At 69.6% G+C, this 17117-nt stretch carries 16 protein-coding genes; 7 read left to right on the top strand and 9 right to left on the bottom strand.

Annotated elements, in window-relative coordinates:
• Positions 1 to 58: 58 nt before the first annotated feature.
• Positions 59 to 1219, bottom strand: a complete 1161-nt coding sequence (locus tag C2U31_RS29890) for an NAD(P)/FAD-dependent oxidoreductase (protein ID WP_103276109.1) — start codon at positions 1217 to 1219, stop codon at positions 59 to 61.
• Positions 1220 to 1308: 89 nt separating this feature from the next.
• Between C2U31_RS29890 and C2U31_RS29885 the strand changes: the two genes are divergently transcribed.
• Positions 1309 to 2121 (top strand): helix-turn-helix domain-containing protein, encoded by an 813-nt coding sequence (locus tag C2U31_RS29885; RefSeq protein WP_103276108.1) that lies wholly within the window; start codon positions 1309 to 1311, stop codon positions 2119 to 2121.
• Between the two features lie 16 nt (positions 2122 to 2137).
• On the opposite strand, the gene C2U31_RS29880 is transcribed toward C2U31_RS29885, so the two are convergent.
• A complete protein-coding gene (locus C2U31_RS29880; RefSeq protein WP_103276107.1) occupies positions 2138 to 2785 on the bottom strand; it encodes a CerR family C-terminal domain-containing protein in 648 nt (215 codons plus the stop codon).
• A gap of 61 nt (positions 2786 to 2846) precedes the next feature.
• Positions 2847 to 4103: a M24 family metallopeptidase gene (locus tag C2U31_RS29875; RefSeq protein WP_103276106.1), complete on the bottom strand. Its 1257-nt coding sequence runs from the start codon at positions 4101 to 4103 to the stop codon at positions 2847 to 2849.
• Between the two features lie 435 nt (positions 4104 to 4538).
• Here C2U31_RS29875 and C2U31_RS30730 point away from each other — a divergent pair, with 435 nt between their 5' ends.
• Genes C2U31_RS30730 through C2U31_RS29865 form a run of 3 tightly spaced genes read left to right on the top strand, consistent with a single transcriptional unit; the run spans position 4539 to position 6061 of the window.
• On the top strand, positions 4539 to 5000 hold the full coding sequence (locus tag C2U31_RS30730) for a hypothetical protein (RefSeq protein WP_158658499.1): 462 nt from the start codon (positions 4539 to 4541) through the stop codon (positions 4998 to 5000).
• Positions 4997 to 5668 (top strand): response regulator, encoded by a 672-nt coding sequence (locus tag C2U31_RS29870; protein ID WP_103276105.1) that lies wholly within the window; start codon positions 4997 to 4999, stop codon positions 5666 to 5668. Before C2U31_RS30730 ends, C2U31_RS29870 begins: the two co-directional genes overlap by 4 nt.
• Positions 5669 to 5704: 36 nt before the next feature.
• Positions 5705 to 6061 carry an Hpt domain-containing protein gene (locus C2U31_RS29865; protein WP_103276104.1) on the top strand — a complete coding sequence of 119 codons (357 nt, stop codon included), beginning with the start codon at positions 5705 to 5707 and terminating at the stop codon, positions 6059 to 6061.
• Between the two features lie 179 nt (positions 6062 to 6240).
• Here the strand turns inward: C2U31_RS29865 and C2U31_RS29860 are convergent, their stop codons facing one another.
• The 3 genes from C2U31_RS29860 to C2U31_RS29850 all read right to left on the bottom strand — a co-directional run bounded on the left by C2U31_RS29860 (position 6241) and on the right by C2U31_RS29850 (position 9683).
• Positions 6241 to 7752 (bottom strand): tripartite tricarboxylate transporter permease, encoded by a 1512-nt coding sequence (locus C2U31_RS29860; protein ID WP_103276653.1) that lies wholly within the window; start codon positions 7750 to 7752, stop codon positions 6241 to 6243.
• Entirely contained in the window at positions 7752 to 8174 is a 423-nt protein-coding gene (locus tag C2U31_RS29855) for a tripartite tricarboxylate transporter TctB family protein (RefSeq protein ID WP_103276652.1), read from the bottom strand. Before C2U31_RS29855 ends, C2U31_RS29860 begins: the two co-directional genes overlap by 1 nt.
• Positions 8175 to 8756: 582 nt before the next feature.
• Entirely contained in the window at positions 8757 to 9683 is a 927-nt protein-coding gene (locus C2U31_RS29850; protein ID WP_103276103.1) for a LysR family transcriptional regulator, read from the bottom strand.
• 126 nt (positions 9684 to 9809) lie between these two features.
• Here C2U31_RS29850 and C2U31_RS29845 point away from each other — a divergent pair, with 126 nt between their 5' ends.
• Both C2U31_RS29845 and C2U31_RS29840 read left to right on the top strand, forming a co-directional pair.
• A complete protein-coding gene (locus C2U31_RS29845; protein ID WP_103276102.1) occupies positions 9810 to 11039 on the top strand; it encodes an MFS transporter in 1230 nt (409 codons plus the stop codon).
• A gap of 70 nt (positions 11040 to 11109) precedes the next feature.
• Complete coding sequence (locus C2U31_RS29840) at positions 11110 to 11892, top strand: alpha/beta fold hydrolase (protein WP_103276101.1); 783 nt, start codon at positions 11110 to 11112, stop codon at positions 11890 to 11892.
• A 68-nt stretch (positions 11893 to 11960) separates the two neighbouring features.
• Here the strand turns inward: C2U31_RS29840 and C2U31_RS29835 are convergent, their stop codons facing one another.
• Positions 11961 to 13127 (bottom strand): NAD(P)/FAD-dependent oxidoreductase, encoded by a 1167-nt coding sequence (locus tag C2U31_RS29835; RefSeq protein WP_158658498.1) that lies wholly within the window; start codon positions 13125 to 13127, stop codon positions 11961 to 11963.
• A gap of 223 nt (positions 13128 to 13350) precedes the next feature.
• Between C2U31_RS29835 and C2U31_RS29830 the strand changes: the two genes are divergently transcribed.
• Entirely contained in the window at positions 13351 to 14223 is an 873-nt protein-coding gene (locus tag C2U31_RS29830; protein ID WP_103276099.1) for a helix-turn-helix domain-containing protein, read from the top strand.
• Here the strand turns inward: C2U31_RS29830 and C2U31_RS29825 are convergent.
• A complete protein-coding gene (locus C2U31_RS29825; RefSeq protein WP_158658497.1) occupies positions 14210 to 15700 on the bottom strand; it encodes an FAD/NAD(P)-binding protein in 1491 nt (496 codons plus the stop codon). The two genes, C2U31_RS29830 and C2U31_RS29825, sit on opposite strands and share 14 nt — an antisense overlap.
• Before the next feature lie 49 nt (positions 15701 to 15749).
• Positions 15750 to 17111: an LLM class flavin-dependent oxidoreductase gene (locus C2U31_RS29820; RefSeq protein ID WP_103276097.1), complete on the bottom strand. Its 1362-nt coding sequence runs from the start codon at positions 17109 to 17111 to the stop codon at positions 15750 to 15752.
• Between the last annotated feature and the right edge of the window lie 6 nt (positions 17112 to 17117).

The following is a 17117-nucleotide window of genomic DNA, read 5'->3' as shown; positions in this document are numbered from 1 at the left end:
TGGGGCGCAGGATAGCCCTTACGCCTTGCCTGCTCAACCGGCCTCCGGGGCCGCTGGTTCAGGATTGAACGCCGGCCAGCTTGCGCGCGCCTTGCGACGAGGCCGCGACGGCGGCGTTGGCGCGGGCGCGCATGTCCGTCTCGTAGGCGGCCAGCGCGGCCGGCAGATGGCCGTCCCGCGCCGCGCGAGCCAGATGCCGGGCCAGCCTGGCCGCGTCGTCCAGCGCCGTGTTGGCGCCGACGCCGCCGGCGGGGCTCATGGCGTGGATGGCGTCGCCCAGCAGGGTCACGCGGCTGGCGGGCCAGGGCGCAAGTTCCGGCGCGCTGCGCACCGGCAGCATGGAGACCGACGCGGCGTCGGCCTGGCTGAACATGTCGCTCAGTCCATCGGCGCCGGGTTCCAGCATCGCGTCCATGCGCCGCAGCAGCGCCGCGCCGTCGCGGCTGTCCGGGCCGAGCGCGTCCCGCCCGCCGATGACGGCCCAGTACAGGTAGTCGGCCACCGGCGTCAGCGCGCCGGCCTGGGTCGGAACGCGGAACCGCATCGGGTCCACGACGATGGCGTAGTCCGGGCCGAAGATCACGCTTGTGGCGCTTGTCAGCCGGCTGTCCAGGGCGGCGTCCAGCGGCGTCTTGCCGTAGATGCAGGCCGAGCCGGTGTCGGCCGGCGTGGCGTGGGGCAGCCGCAGACGGCGGATCGCCGAATTCACGCCGTCGGCGCCGACCAGCGCATCGGTCCGCCGCGTGGCGCCGTCCGCCAGCGTCAGCAGGACGCCGCCGTCGTCCGGTTCCCGATAGCCGTTCACGCCTTGGCCGAAATGCACGCGGTCCTCGATGCCGAGCATGAGGATCTGGCGCAGCGTCTGGCGGTGCGCGCTGCGGTCGCCATCGTCGCCGTCGTCACCGGCGTCCGTATCGCTCCAGGTGTCGGATGGGCGGCCCGCGACCGGCGACAGCCTCGGATCCAGGAACTGCCCGGCCGACTGCGAGCGCGAGCAGGTCTGCAGGAACAGCTGATATTGCGCGGGCGGCAGGCTGTCGGCCAGCGCGGCCTGGCCGGTCCGGTCAATGCGGATGCGGTAGCCCTGGGTGCGGCTGTCGGGCGCGGCGTCCTGTTCATAGACGTCGAAGGCGATGCCCCGCCGTTTCAGGGCCTGCGCCAGGCACAGGCCGCCCAGGCCGGCGCCGGCGATGGCGATGTGGAAGGGGGAAGGGGTCATGGGGGGGATTCCAGTGGATGTCGATGGAGACAGCGTAGGTCCGGCCGCCGGAATCACGGTATTGCTATTGAGCCTTAAAATAGCGAGAAATGGCCAAGCCTCGCATTCCTCCTTCCATCGAGCCCATCGAAGACGCCGGCGGGCCGGCGCTGATCGCGCTGCGCGGCGGCGACGATCCGGACAGCCCTTATCGGCTGGGCTCGCGCGAGTACGACTGGCACAGCCATGTGCGCGGCCAGCTGTTCTGCGTGGAGAGCGGGCTGGTGCATGTGCGCACCTCGCATGGGTCCTGGCTGCTGCCGCCGCAGCGCGCGGGCTGGATTCCGCCGGGGGAGCGCCATTGGGCCGGCGTCAGCGGCGCGGCTAGCGGCTGGAGCGTCATCGTCGCGCCCGCCGCCTGCGCGGCGCTGCCGGCGCGGCCCTGCGTGATCGGCATCAGCGAGCTGATGCAGGCGCTGGTGCGCCGGGCCGTGACGTGGACCGACCGGCGCGAACTGGCGCCGCCCGAGGCCCGCATCGCCGACGTCCTGCTGGACGAGATCCAGCGCGCGCCGCGCGAGCCGCTGCACCTGCCCATGCCGTCGGACCCGCGCCTGGCGCGCATCGCGCGCGCGGTCTATGAACGGCCGGACGATCCCCGTTCGCTGGAGGACTGGGCGCGATGGGGCGCGGTCTCGCCGCGCACGCTGCGACGCCTGATGGCGGCGGAGACCGGCATGAGTTTCGGCCGCTGGCGGCAGCAGGCGGGATTGATCCACGCGCTGGAGCGCCTGGCGCAAGGCGAGGCGGTGGCGACGGTGGCCGACGCGCTGGGCTATGCCTCGCCCAGCGGTTTCATCGCCATGTTCCGGCGCGCGTTCGGCGCATCGCCGGGCAGGTATTTCGAGCAGCGGCAGGAATGAGCGCCGCGCGGATTGCTCAATCGCGGGCCGCGGCCAGCGCCGTCTTGCCGACCATGTCGGCGATCTCTCCGACCATGGCGCGCGTCAGGCGCTTGGCGCCCAGGCGCCGCAGCAGCGCCTCGCGCGCGACGGCGAAGACTATGGCCTGTCCCAGGATGGCATGGGCCCGCAGGATGCTGTCGCGGCTGTCCGGCGCTTCCCGCCGGATGGCCGCGACCCGCTCCGTCACGGCTTCGTGCAGGGGCATGAACAGGCCGGCGTGGATCGCCTCGAACTTCGGCGTGGGTTGCAGCTGTTCGCGCGCCAGCAGCAGGCTGCGCGCGGCGGAGGCCTCGGAATCCAGCAGGGCGGTGGCGAAACCGCGCATGAGCGCCTCCAGCTGCGTCGCCGCTACACGGGCCGTGGCGGGCGGCGCGTCGGGCAGGTCCAGGCGCGCGGCGATGTCCTGCGCGGTTTGTTCCAGCACGGCCGCATAGACGCCTTCCTTGCCGCCGAAATGATAGGGAATGGCGGATTGATTCACGCCCGCCGCCTCCGACAGCTGGCGCGTGCGCACGCCTTCCAGCCCCAGTTGGCTGAACAGCGTCAGTCCGGCCAGCAGCAGCCGCTCGCGCGTGTCGGCGGCGCGGTCGGGGCTGGCGGGTTCTGTCGTCGATGTCTTCATGGTCGGTCTCGTTTCCTGCTACGTCATGGGCCGGGCGCCGTGGGGCGGCCCGGCCGTGTCCTCAGCCGTCGGCGCGCATCAGCCGGGTCGAGTTCTCGTTCAGCGCGATGCCGGCCTGTTCGCCCACGATCACCGTGCCGCCGATATTGGCCAGATGGCGCCCGAAGCCGCAATTGGGTTCGAACGCAAAGCACATGCCGGGCTGCAGGGGCAGTTCCCGTCCGACGGTCGGCAGCGGCCTGAGCTGCGGATAGCGGGCGGCCTCAGGCAGCGATTCTATGCCGGGCGCGGTGCCGAAGCCTACCGGACCGTAGGGGTTGATGCTGTGGACCAGCGGATGCACATGCCAGCCGCCGGATGCCAGCAGGGGCGCTTCCATGGCGTCGACCAGGTCGCCGAAGGTATTGCCGGCGCGCAACGCGGCCACGCCGGCCTCATAGCTCGCGCGGGCGACGTCGGCGGCGCGCAGGATGTCAGGATGTACGTCGCCGACCGCGACGGCCGCCTGGTGCTGGGTTTCCATCAGGCCGTAGAGGGCGAAGATTTCCGACAGCACGATGTCGCCTTCGCGCAGGATCCTGGGCGCTTGCGAGCGGTACTGCCAGGCCGGAGGCCCCCAGCCCACATATTCCGGGCCCGTGCCCAGCAGGACCTCGGCGGTGTAGCCGCCCATGGCGAAGCAGGTGGCGGTGACGGCGGCCACCAGCTCGGCCTCGCTCACGCCCGGCCTGGCCGTGGCTCGCAGGGTTTCGCTCATGGCTTCGCCGATGGCGGCCGCGTAACGGACCAGGCCCAGCTCTTCCTCGCTCTTGACCGAGGCGCGGCGGAAGAAGGCCTTGTACACCGGCACGAATTCCGCCTTGGGCAGGGCCTGCGTCATGCCCTGCAGCGTGCGAGCGGGCACGGCGCCGTCGAAGTAGAAGGGCGGATAGGGTTCCAGCCCGATGATGCCGATGCGGCTGCCATCCAGCCCCCGCTCGGCCAGCCAGGCGCCGACGTCGCGGCCGGTCTTGCCCACGTACAGCTGTTCCGGCGCGATCCATTGCTGGTCGCCGCGCAACGCGGCCTGGATGTGGTCCGCGATCATCAGCGAGGCGAAGGTATAGACCCTGGGCGCTTCGTCGCCGATGAAGACCACGATGGATCCGGGGCGGTCGTTGCTGAAGTAGCAATCGGGGGAAAAACCAGCCGGCGCGGCCGCTTCGCGGTCGCCGTAGACAACCAGGGCCCGCAGGCCCTCGGCCTGCATGATGTCGCGGGCCAGGTCCCAGCGCCGGCTTCTTTCCGCCATCGACAGGGGGGCGGGAGGGGTGGGCATGGGGTGCTCCTTCTTAGTGATTGGAGCATTCAGAATAGTTCATTCAAATGAATGAATCAAATCTCTAGTTCAAATGAATGAAAAAGAATGCGCCTAGGCACTTGCGGTCGGCGCAGGACGGTCGGATCGAGCGCGGGGCGGCGGCGCATGGTGGTCATCCCACGTGGGAGGAGCGAATCCGGGCGGGTGGGAGGAATGCGACAGGATGCAACATTGCAAGCCAGGATTGGATGACTCAAGGCATAGGCCTAAGTCCCAAAAATAGGAAAAATCCTGAGCCAGATGGTGGGAATCTTATGTCCCTAGTTGCCATTTCCACGCAATTTAATAAGACTAGTCTTATTAAACCTAAGCTTGAATCGGTCTTCGTCTGATGTGAGCAAAGTCGGATAGTTCCTACACTTGCTCACAGTTAATCCGACAGAGGCTTGGTGCATGGCGTTGGAAATACATGGCCCCGCATCGGGCCTTTTTTTCGGGCTTGGGCTGTCAATCGATACTCCTGGCGGCGCGGATGAGCCGCGCGCCGGTCATGCCTCTTTGCGATTTCGAAGTTTTCTGGCGCATGGCTTCGAGCCGCATGGCGCGCGTCACGAGCCCGCCGCGATGCAGGTTCTGGCCGGCGACAATGGCGCGCGCGAGAAGGCATCGCGCCACGCCCGTGATCGCGCCGCGCCGGCATTACGCCGCGCGCCGGAATGCCGGATAATCCGGCGAACAGCGCTCGCGGGCGGATGCGGCGCAATGAAGGCGAGGCCCTTCGCGGACGCGCATCTTCCGGACGGCGCCGGCTCGATGCGGAAGGCAAGAGGTTTCGAAGCGCAGTGGATGGTCGCGCATGACGCGCGGACAGGTATCGAGGGAAACGCCTGCTCGTTGGCGTGGGGGGATCAATGAACGAATTCGGAGTAAGCGTCATCATCGCGGACGACCATCCCGTCACCGGGCATGGCATCGCGCAGACCCTTGCGGCGGTGCCGACCATCCAGGTCGGCGCGGTGGTCTCCAATACCACCGAGCTGATCGTGAAGCTGGACGCCGGCAGCTACGACGTGGTGGTGCTGGACTACGTGATGCCGGGACAGCAGTACGGCGACGGCCTGACGCTGCTTGCCTATCTGGCCCGCCGCTACCCGCAACTGCGCATCGTGACCATGACCATGCTGGATTCGCCTCCCGTGTTCCGCGCCATGCAGAAGATCGGCGTGCAGTGCGTGGTCAGCAAGTCGGACGCGATGTCGCATCTGGTGGCCGCGGTGCATGCCGCCGTGACCCAGGGGCAGTACCTGTCTCCGACCGTCGTGGAGCTGCTGCGCAGGCCCGGATCCGGCGCCGCGTCGAACCTGTCCAAACGCGAGTCCGAGATCGTCCGCCTGTTCCGAGAGGGCTATAAGGTCACCGAAATCGCCGAAAAGCTCCACCGCAGCAAGAAGACCATCAGCGCGCAGAAGCTGGCCGCCATGCGCAAGCTGGGCATCACCCGCGATGCCGACCTGATCCGTTACCGCGAGACGGTCGAGGGTCTGGACGTGGAAGGCCTGACCGACGCCCGGGCCGACGGCTGAGGCCGCGACCGGGCGCGCCGACGCATGGAGACAGGCATGGACGCCGACGAGGACAGCAGTGCCGGTTCACGAGACAGGCGCACGCGCGCCAACGTTTTTCCCAAGGCCATCCTGGTGGCGATGCGCCAGGCCACCGACGCGTCCTGCGGGGTGATCAGCCGCGCCCTGATCACGCATGATCCGGAAGCCATATGGCGCGAGCTGCACGCGCTTTGCGGCGGGCTGCTGTCGCTGGGCAGCGTCGAACTGGCCGAGCTGTGCAAGGGCCTGCAGCACGTGCTGCGCGAGGAAGGCATCGAGGTGTTCGCCGGGCTCTGGCCGGCCCTGCGCGCCGAACTCATGGAGACGCTGGATGCCTTGCCGGCCGCTCAGGACGACGATGTGTCGTCCTGAGCGCCGTCGCCCTGTGCGCAGGCGGCGGGTGCTCCATGATCGCCGCTGTCAGGATACGCATGAGCCTGGAAGCGAGCCCGCACGAAGCGACTCGCTCTGAACCTGTCGTATCCGCTTCCGGCCCGCATGCCCGAGCCGCCGGGTCAGGACGCCGGACGCCAAGGCGTCCGGCGAGACCCTTACTCTTCCTGTGTATGCAGGGCCGGCGCGTCCTTCTTGCGGCTGTTGCGCATGAAGGACACCAACTGCCAGACCACAATCAGGCCGATCACGCCGAACAGCGTGCCGCTGATCGGGCGCGTGACGAAGGTGCTGAAGTCGCCACGGCTGAGCAGCATGGCGCGGCGGAAGTTCTCTTCCAGCATCGGTCCCAGGATGAAGCCCAGCATCAGCGGCGCCGGTTCCATGCCCAGGCGCATGAACAGGTAGCCGATGGCGCCGAAGACGGCTGTGATGTAGATGTCGTCCAGGCTGTTGTTGATGCTGAAGGTGCCGATGCAGCAGAAGAACAGGATGGACGGGAACAGCACCGTGTACGGGATCTTGAACACCGACAGCCAGTAGCGCACCAGCGGCACGTTCAGGATCAGCAGGAAGCAGTTGCCGATCCACATGCTGGCGACCAGGCCCCAGAACAGGTCCGGGTGGGTGCCGATCATGTTGGGGCCGGGCTGGATGCCCTTGACGATGAAGGCCGCCAGCATCAGCGCCATCACGGCGTTCTCGGGAATGCCGATGGCCATGAGCGGGATGAAGCTGGTGCGCGCGGCGGCCTCGTCGGCCGCGGCCTGGCCGGCCACGCCCTCGATCGCGCCGCTGCCGATCTCTTCGCGGTGCTTGCTGAAGCGCTTGTCGGCGGCATAGGCGGCGAACTGCGCGATGGTCGGGCCGCCGCCGGGCAGGATGCCCAGCACCGAGCCGATGACGCTGCCGCGCAGCGCGCTGGGAATGATGCGCTTGAATTCCGGCCAGGTGGGCAGCAGCTTGATCTTGCCGTTGAAGGGCGTCAGCGTGTTGCGCGCGTCCAGGTTCTTGACGATCTCGGCGATGCCGAAGCAGCCCAGCGCGATGCTGATCAGGCCCACGCCGTCCTGCAGGAAGGCCATGTCCATGGTGTAGCGGGCCAGGCCGCTGTTGACGTCGGTGCCGATCGAACCCAGCAGGATGCCGATCAGCGCCATGGCCAGGCCGTTGAGCAGGCTGCCCGCGCTGACGAAGCTGACGCAGAAGAAGCCCAGCAGCATCAGCGCGCAGTAGTCGGCCGGACCGAACAGCAGGCCGACTTCGCCCAGCGCCGGCGCCATGGTCGACAGCACCACGATGGCCACGGTGCCGCCGATGAAGCTGGACAGGCCGGCCGTGAACAGCGCCAGCCCGGTCTTGCCCTTCAGATTCATCTGGTAGCCGTCGATACACGCCACGATGCTGCTGGCGTGCGGGATCTTCATGGTGATGGCGCTGACGCTGTCGCCATACTGCGCGCCGTAATAGATACCCGCCAGCATGATGAGCGCGCCGCCGGTGGGAATGGTGTAGGTGATGGGCAGCAGCAGGCTGATGGTGGACAGCGGTCCCAGGCCGGGCAGCAGGCCGATGAGCGTGCCGACCGTGCAGCCGAGCGCGCAGTACATCAGGTTTTCCAGCGTCAGCGCGTGCTCGAAGCCGAACGCGAGGTTGTTCAGAATTTCCATCATAGTATCGGCAGCCCCAGGCCCAGGAGATGTTTGAAGGCGAAGGCGACCGCGATCAGGCCGACCGAAATCTTGACGTTGCGCACCACCGAGTACGAGGTGCCGGCCAGCGTCGAGCAGAACACCAGGAAGACGATGCCCAGCAGCATGTTCAGGAAGTGCGAGATCAGCACGAAACCGCACAGGCTGGCCAGGATGATGGCGATGTTCTTGACGCTGTAGCTCAGCGGCACCGGCTCCACGTAGCGCGAGCGGATGACGGTGATCAGGCCGATCAGGGCGAGGCAGCCGCTGACCAGCAGCGGGAACATGCCGGCGCCGGAGCGGCTGAGCGTGCCCAGGGGATAGGTGGTTGCCACGCCGCCAAAGATCAGCGCGAAGACGATCAGGAACAGGCCCCTGACGAAATTGCGATTGTTCATGTTCATGACGGACGGTCCCCGGTCCGTGCCGCCGGTGACGGGCGGCGTCTTGCGCATAGCTTCATGTCCTCTTTCCTTCCGACTATCCCTGGTTGGTTTTCTTGCCGCCGCAACGCGCATGGGGCCGGTCTTTTGCGGCTTGCTCATGCACGTAACGTCTGTGCTGCGCGGCGGCTCGCGCGTGTCCAGCAAGCATGCGGTCGCGCATGCGCGTTGGATTGCGCTGAGCGCGATACTAGGGGGCGGCGCTTTCAGTCGGCTGTCGAGAACGTGGCGAAATACACGGCTACGCGTATACACCTAGAGCATCAAAGCAACAGACTGCTGAACGCCAGCCGACGCGCGGCTGAACCATCGATGTCCGAGAGTTGAATGCAAGCTTTCTGGATGCTGAATAGTTGCTGTCTGAATACTGAATTGGTGCGTGGAAAATCAGTAATAGCGGGATCCACGTTCGTGATTTGATCCGTTGCGCGAGTCGATGACGCAAATCGCCGGCGCGCACCGTGGCGGTGATGCGAGCGGCGGCGCGCGCGTCGGACAGAACGCGCGCGCCGCGTTTCATTTTGCTGTCCGGCGCGTTCAGGCCGGCCAGGGCAGCGACTGCCGCCAGCGCGCGGCGATGGCGTCGATCAGGTGGCGCACCTTGGGCGGCAGATGGCGCCGGTGCGGATAGATGGCGCAGACCGGCGCGCCGGGCGGCGCGACGGTCTCCAACACCGGCGTCAGCCGGCCGGCGCGCAGGTCTTCGCCGACCAGGAACGCGCCCAGCTGCGCGATGCCCGCGCCGGCCAGCGCGGCGTCGCGCAAGGCCTCGGTATTGCCCAGCCGCAGGCGTCCCGCCACATGCAGCTGGCGTTCTTCGCCACCGGCCGAGTAGCGCCACGGCACGACGGCGCCGGCATGGACGAAAGCCAAGACCTGGTGGCGTGGCAGTTCGTCCAGCGTCGCCGGCATGCCGTGACGCGCCAGGTAGGCCGGCGACGCGCAGGTGATCAGGCGGTGCGGCGCCAGCACGCGCCGCACCAGCCGGCTGTCGCCGTCGCCGCCGATGCGGATGGCCAGGTCGATGCCGTCGCGCACCAGGTCGGAATAGTCGTCGGAAAAGCTCAGCTCGGCCTCGACGTCGGGCCAGCGGTCCAGGTACTCGCGCACCAGGGGCAGGACGTGCAGCCGGCCCAGCGACACCGGCACGTCGATGCGCAGGCGCCCGCGCGGCGTCTGTTTGCGGCGCGCCATCGCGCCGGCCGCGTTGTCCACTTCCGACAGGATGCGCGCGGCATGTTCATAGAACAGCCGGCCCTCGTCGCTCAGGCTGACGCTGCGCGTGCTCCGGTGCAACAGGCGCACCCCCAGTCCCGCCTCCAGCCGGGCGACGCACTTGCCCACGGCCGAGCGCGTCAGGCCCAGGCGTTCGGCGGCCAGCGTGAAGTTGCAGGCGTCGGCCACGCGCACGAAGGCCCGCAGATCGCCGATGTGGTCGATGCCGGCCAGGGTCTTATTGTCCACGGATTGTCCCCAGTGTTTGGCAATTCAGATACTTTATCAGCGCACTGGAATCAGTAGACTGGGACAGCACATCAGGGGCCGACAGGTTCCGCTTTCCCGCGCCGCTGTTTTTTCCATCGATCCGACATGCATTCCGCCACGACCGCCACGACCGCCGCGCCGGCATCCGCCGCCGCCATTCCCGCTGTTCCCGAACGCGCCGACTGGCCCGCCGTGGCCGCCGCCGGCCTGAGCACCTTCTGCGTCGTCACGTCCGAGATGCTGCCGGTGGGCCTGCTGGCGCCCATCGCCGATGAACTGCGCATGTCCACGGGCATGGGCGGCCTGCTGCTGTTCGTGCCTTCGCTGGTGGCCGCGCTGTGCGCGCCGCTGGCGGTGCTATGGGCGGGCGGGGCTGATCGCCGCCGCGTGCTGTGCGCCTTGCTGGCGGCGCTGGCGCTGGCCAATGCGGCCAGCGCGCTGGCGCCGAACCTGCCTGCCTTGCTGGCGGCGCGCGCGCTGGTGGGCTTTTGCATCGGCGGCATCTGGTCCATTGCGGGCGGGCTGGCGGGCCGCCTGGCGCCGCCGGCCGCCGTGGCATTGGCCACGTCCGTGATCTTCGGCGGCGTGGCGGTGGCCTCGGTGCTGGGCGTGCCGTTGGGCGCGGCCATCGGCGCGCTGGCCGGCTGGCGCGCGGCTTTCGGCGCGATGAGCGCTTTGTGCCTGCTGGCCCTGGCGCTGAACGCGCGGCTGCTGCCGGCCCTGCCGACGACCCGCTCGCTGCGCGCCCCGGCCTTGATGGCCGCGTTGCATAGCCCCGGATTGCGCCGTGGCGTCGTCATCACGCTGTCGCTGGTGGCCGCCCACTTCATGGCCTACACCTTCGTGCGGCCGCTGCTGGAAACGCGCGCCGGTTTCGCCGGGGACTGGATCGGACCGCTGCTGTTCGCTTATGGCGTCGCGGGCGTGGCGGGCAACTTCGTCGCCGGCCTGGGCGCGGCGCGGCGGGAGCGGCCGGTGCTGCTGGCCATCGTCGCCGCGCTGGCCCTGGTGCTGACGCTGCACGCCTGGCTGGGCGACAGGCAGCTGGCCGCCGGCGTCCTGCTGCTGGCCTGGGGCCTGGCTTATGGCGGCGTGTCGGTATCGCTGCAATTGTGGATGCTGCGCGCGGCGCCGGATGCGGTCGAGCCGGCGACGGCCTGGTTCGTATCGGCCTTCAACCTGGGCATCGCCGCCGGCTCGCTGCTGGGCGTGCCCACGGTGGACGCGCTGGGCCTGCGAGCCAATCTGCTGCTGGCGGCGAGCTGCCTGGTTCCGGCCATCGCGGCGCTGTTGTGGCCGCGTGGCGGCCGGCATGCCCAGGGGCGCGCCGCCTAGGCGATCCACCGTTTCCTATAATCCGGCCATGGCGCGCGGGAGGTCCGCGCGTAGGCACAGGAATCGCTACATGTCTGTCATCGCCAGCCAGGATGTTCACGTGGATACCGCCAAGGGCCGCCTTTACGCGCGGCGCTGGGATCCGGCCGGCGCGGCCGGCGCGCCCATCGTGCTGTTCCATGACTCGCTCGGTTGCGTGGCGCTGTGGCGCGATTTTCCCGAACAGCTGGCCAGTGAAACCGGCCGCGCGGTCATCGCCTACGACCGGCTGGGCTTCGGCTTGTCGGACCCCAATCCCGCCACGCTGGTCCGGGGGTTCATCGAAGAGGAAGCGGACGGTGATTTCGCCCGCCTGCGCGACGCGTTGGACATCGGTCCCTTTGTCGCGTTCGGCCACAGCGTGGGCGGCGGCATGGCCGTCAATGTCGCCGCGCGCCATGCCTCGGATTGCCGCGCGCTGATCACCGAATCGGCGCAGGCCTTCGCCGAGGACCGCACGGTCGCCGGCGTGGCCGACGCCAAGCGCGGCTTCGCCGAGCCCGGCCAGCTCGACCGGCTGAAGAAATACCACGGCGAAAAAGCCGCCTGGGTGCTGAGCGCCTGGGTCGACAACTGGCTCTCGCCAGCATTCACCGACTGGACCCTGGACGAGGCATTGCGTCAGGTGCGTTGCCCGGTGCTGGCGCTGCATGGTGAAGTGGACGAGTATGGCTCGCTCGCGCACCCCGAGCGCATCGCCGCGCTGACGGGCGGCCGTCATCTGCTGCTGGAGAACTGCGGCCACGTACCGCACCGCGAGCAAAGCCGCGTGGTGCTGGACGTGGTGGGGCAGTGGCTCAGGGCGCGCGATTGAGCGCGGGTGCGCCGGGGTGCGGTGTCGATGTCCGGTTTTGTGATCCGGACATCCCGGGCTTGCGGTGATCAAGGCTGGTGCGTTTCGTCTATGCCGAACTGTTGCCGTGTCCGCCGCGCGTGCACCCAATCGGGCACGCTGCGCAGCGCCAGGTCGCGCAGGCGGCTCGATGTGGGACCGCCGGCCTGGGCGAAACGTCCCAGCCTGACCGAATCGCGTCCCAGCATGGCCGTGCGGCGCGCCCGCGCGGACTGATAGCGGGTCAGCAAGGGCTGATCCTCCAGCCCTTGCGCCAGCATGATGCCCAGCACATGCGCGTCCTCGATGGCCTGGCAGGCGCCTTGCCCCAGGTTGGGCAGGTAGGGATGGATGGCGTCGCCCAGCAGCAGCGCGCGGTCCCGGCCCCAGGGGCCGCGGCGGGCCGGCCGGTGAAAGAATGACAGGTATTGCAGGCTGCGGGCGCGCGTCGACGTGGCCAGCTGGCGCGCATAGTCCGGCCAGTCCGCCAGCCGGGGCAGCAGGCTGCCGGCGGTGCAATGGACCACGCCATCGACCGGCTGCGCGCGGTTCTCGATGAAATACCAGTAGTACAGGCCGTCGCCCGAGTCGATCACGCCCAGGCGTTCGCCGGCGCCATAGATCTCGACGGCGCTTTCGCGCGACAGGCGGGGATGGTCGGTGTCGCTCAGGCCCAGCCAGGCGCCATAGCCCGCGTAGCGCGGCGGGCCGTCGTCGAACAGCAGGCGTCTCACTGTGGAGCGCAGGCCGTCGGCGCCGATCAGCAGATCGGCCCGCGCCTCGGCGCCGTCGCGAAAGCGCAATGCCACGCCGCCTGCGTCCTGGCTCAGCGATTCCAGCCGGCGGCTCAAGGTCACGTGTTCCGCGCCCAGCGCGTCGAGCAGCACGCGCTGTACGTCGGCGCGCGTGACGCAGATGCCCGGCTCGCCGGCTTCGTCGTAGAAGCGTTGCATGGGCACGCAGGCCAGCATGTCGCCACGCAGCGAGCGCGCCTCGGTGGACAGAATCCGCGCGCCCGCGCGCAGCAGGGGTTCGGCCACGCCCAGCGCGCGCAGGCAGCGCATGGCGTTGGGCCAGAGGGTGAGGCTGGCGCCCAGCGGCTCCAGTCGGGAGGCCTGGTCATAGACTGAAACGCTCAGGCCGGCCTGGCGGATGGCGAGCGCGGCGGCCAGGCCGCCGATGCCGGCGCCGACGATGGCGACGTGCTTGATGGGCATGTGAACTCCGTGATGCGTGTCTTGCGGTTGCGGGATTCTGGCGGGAACGCCGGCGCCGCAGTACAGTGCCGTGGCGCAGCCGCGCATGACGCCGATTCTGTTCCTGGCCCGGGTCCGGGTATAGAACGGAAACGACGCGCGCGGCGGCGTCCGGCACGCGCCGTCCGGGCGCTTGCGTCAGGCGTATGCCCAGCCCTTTTCTTCACTCGTTCCGACACGCGCCATGTCCTGCTCATCCTCATCCCGCCTGCTGTTGCCGCGTCGCGCGCCGGCCTCCGGCGTGTTCGCCGCCGTGGAGCGCGACACGCGCGCGCTGGCGCTCTCCGATGCCGAGCGTTTCAACTACTACCCGGCGACGCCGCTGGCGGTGGTGTCCTGGATCTTCGAGGGCGCGCTGCACCCGGTCCAGATGGTTGGGACGGTGACGGGCGAGCCGGCGCTGTCCGCGCCCTTGCCGCGCCTGACCTTGGCGGGACCGCAGCGCCGGCCGCGCGCGAGCTGGTCGCCCGGGCCCGTGCATGCCTTGTCGGTGGCGTTTCGTCCGGAAGACCTGGCGCGGCTGGCCGGCGTGCGCGGCACGGCGCTGATGGACGGCATCGCACCTCTGGCCGAGGTTGCGTCGCGCGCATTCCTGGACGCCTGCCTGTCCGTTTTCGAAGGTTCCGATGCCGGGCCGTTCGCGCGCGTGGAAAACGCGCTGGCGCCGCTATGGCGCGATGCGCGCCCGGCCGCGCCCGCGCCCTTCCTCGGTGAGTGGCTGCGCGGACTGGCGGGCACGGCGGTGCTGTCAGGCGCTGGCCAGGGCCTGCGGCAGGTCCAGCGGCGCATCAAGGCCTGGACCGGCCAGAGTCATCGCGATCTGCAACGGTACTCGCGGGTCGAGGATGCGATGGCGCGCATGTCCGCGCATCGCCGGGACGGCGGAATCGACTGGGCCGGGCTGGCCGGCGGCGCGGGCTTCGCCGACCAGTCGCACCTGGGCCGCGAAGTGCGCCGCGTGACGGGGCTGTCGCCCGCGCGCCTGGAGGCGCGCATCGCGCAGGACGAAGCGTTCTGGTTCTACCGCCTGCTGGGCGAGCACGTCAGGCGGCCCTGACGGCCTGCCGGCCCAGGCCCGTTCCGGCCGACGGGAAGAAGCCGGTTTCCGCCGCGCTCCGCAACTGTTCCGCCAAGGCCGTCACGGTCGCGGTGGCGCCGGCGATCTGCTCGCCGATGGCGTTGGATTCCCAGGACACGCCGCGCAAGGGATGACCCACGGCATACAGTCCCGGACGCTGGCCATGGCGTTGCGCGACCTCGCCGGTGGCGGGGTCCGCGGCGATGCCGAAACCGGTTTCGTGCGGCACGGCCAGGCCCTTGCCCAGCAGATTGCGCAGCAGCGCGTCGTCGATGCGGGTCCAGTCGAACTCGAAACCGCGCGTGTTGAATACGCGGTCCACCAGCAGGGTCTGCGGACGCGATTCGCCGCGCGCGCGCCAGCTGACCGCGACGCGGCCACCGGCGGCGGACGACAGGCGCAGCACGCGGCCTGCGTGATGGCGGAAGCGGCCGGCGCGGCGCGCATCCTGCAGCCAGGCGTTGGACTCGGGGGCGGCGCGGTGCAGTCCCAGTTCCCAGTACGGGCGCAGATGGCGGATGAAGCGCAGCCGTTCGTCGGCGCTGGCCGCCGTCCATAACGCGGGCAGGTGTGGCCGCACCGCGCCGGCCAGCCGCTGCCAGTCCTCGCCGGCGCTGGCGATGTCGCGGCGCGCGGCCTGCACGGCGCGCAGCAGGTCGCGCAGGGTCGCGGGCAGGGCCTGTGGATCCAGGAAGGAGGGCCAGGGCTGCACATCGCGCCGTGGCGCCACCAGCAGCCCGCGCCGCGAGACGCTGTGGAACTCGCCGCGAAAGCCATGGCTGTCGGCATGGATCATGGCGTCCAGCGCCGACAGGTTGCTGCCGATGACGAGCACGTCGCGGTCCCGCGCCAGCGCCTTGGGCGGCGGCTCGGACCACAGGTCGTCGATCACCGCGCCGCGCCGGACCAGTTCGGGGTCCAGCTCCAGGCCCGTTTCATGAAGCGTGCGCGGAAACAGGCCCGTGGCCAGCACCACGTAGTCGGCGCGCAGCTGGCGTCCGTCCTCCAGCCGCACGGCCCAGCGCGCCGCGCCGTCGCCGTCCAGGTCCCGCGCGCGTCCGGCCAGATGCTTGAACGCGATCGGATGCGGCGCCTGCGCCAGCGCGTTCTCCAGTTCCGCCTGCACGTAGTCGCCATACAGATGTCGCGGTGCGAAGCTGTCGGCGTAGGCCACGCCGGCGGGCGGGCGCCAGCCGTCGCGCTCGGCCTGGTTGCGCAGCCAGTAGGCCAGGTGTTCGGGCTGGTCCGGATAGAGCGTGAAGTTCTTTGCCGGCCCGTTCATCAGGTGCGCCGGGTTACGTGTGCTGTAGGCGATGCCGCGCCCCAGCTCGGGGCGGCTTTCGACGATGGTGATGGCCAGGGGCCGGGGCGCGGCGCGGGCCAGCTTGAGCGCGGTGACGGCGCCGGCGAAGCCGCCGCCGATGATGGCGATATGGGGAGTGGAATCGCTGGGCATGGGACGGATGCGTTCTGGTTGAGTGACGGGGGCCGGCATGGGGGCGGCCTCAGGCGGCGATGGCGGGACGCTGCGCGCGGGCGCTGGCCGGCACGTGCGCCGGCCGGGCCAGGCCCAGGTGCTCGCGCAATGTGCTGCCGGCGTACTCGCGCCGGAACAGGCCGCGCCGGCGCAGTTCCGGCAGCACCAGTTCGATGAAATCGTCCAGGCCGCCGGGCAGCCAGGGCGACATGATGTTGAAGCCGTCCGCGCCTTCTTCCTCGAACCATTGCTGCAACTGGTCGGCGATGCGCGCGGGCGTGCCCACCACTTGCTGATGGCCGCGCGCGCCGGCGATCTTCAGATACAGCTGGCGGATGGTCAGACCGTCGCGGCGGGCCAGATCGGCCAGCAGCAGCTGGCGGCTGCGGCCGCCGTTGGTCTCGGGCAGCTCGGGCAGCGGTCCGTCCACCGGATGGCCCGACAGGTCGACGCCGATCATGTTCGACAGCAACTGCACTCCGACCACGGGGTGGATCAGGTCCTGCAGGCGGGCGAACTTCTCGTCGGCCTCCGCCTGGCTGTGGCCGACCACGGGGAAGATGCCGGGCATGACCTTGATGGAGTCGGGGTCGCGGCCGTAGCCGGCGGCGCGGCGCTTGATGTCGCGATAGAAGGACTGGGCCTCGTCGAAGGTCTGATGGGCCACGAAGATGACTTCGGCGCTGCGCGCGGCCAGGTCGCGGCCGGCGGGCGAGGCGCCGGCCTGCACCACCACCGGGCGGCCTTGCGGCGAGCGCGCCACGTTGAGCGGGCCGCGCACCTTGAAGTGCTCGCCGCGATGATGCAGCGGATGCAGCTTGGCGGGGTCGAAGTACTGGCCGCTGTCGGCGTCGCGCAGGAAGGCGTCGTCCTCCCAGCTGTCCCACAGCCCCAGCACCACGTCATGGAATTCAGCCGCGCGCGCATAGCGCTGCGCGTGCTCCACGTGCTCGTCCAGGTTGAAGTTCTGGGCCTCGCCCTGACCGCTGGAGGTGACCAGGTTCCAGCCCGAGCGGCCGCCGCTGATCTGGTCCAGCGAGGCGAACTTGCGCGCCACGTGATAGGGCTCGTTGTAGGTGGTGGAGACGGTGGCGATCAGGCCGATCTTCTCGGTGACGGCGGCCAGCGCGGACAGCAGCGTGAGCGGCTCGAAGTGGTCGCTGCGCGCGGTGCGCGACAGGGAAGGCAGGTCGGTGTTGCGCACGCCGACCGCGTCGGCCAGGAAGATGGCGTCGAACTTGGCGGCCTCGGCGCGCCGGGCCAGATCCACGTAGTGGCGGAAGTTCACGGCCGCGTCGGCCTGCGCGCCGGGGTGGCGCCAGGCGGCGATGTGGTGGCCGGTCTGCATCAGGAAGGCGCCGAGCTTGATCTGGCGCGGAGGGCGGGTCATGGCGTG

Origin of the sequence: Achromobacter sp. AONIH1, assembly GCF_002902905.1 — a bacterium.
In the GTDB taxonomy this organism is placed as follows: Bacteria; Pseudomonadota; Gammaproteobacteria; order Burkholderiales; family Burkholderiaceae_B; genus Achromobacter.
The sequence above is the reverse complement of the archived record's forward strand: the minus strand, read 5'-3'. Positions and strand labels throughout refer to the sequence as shown.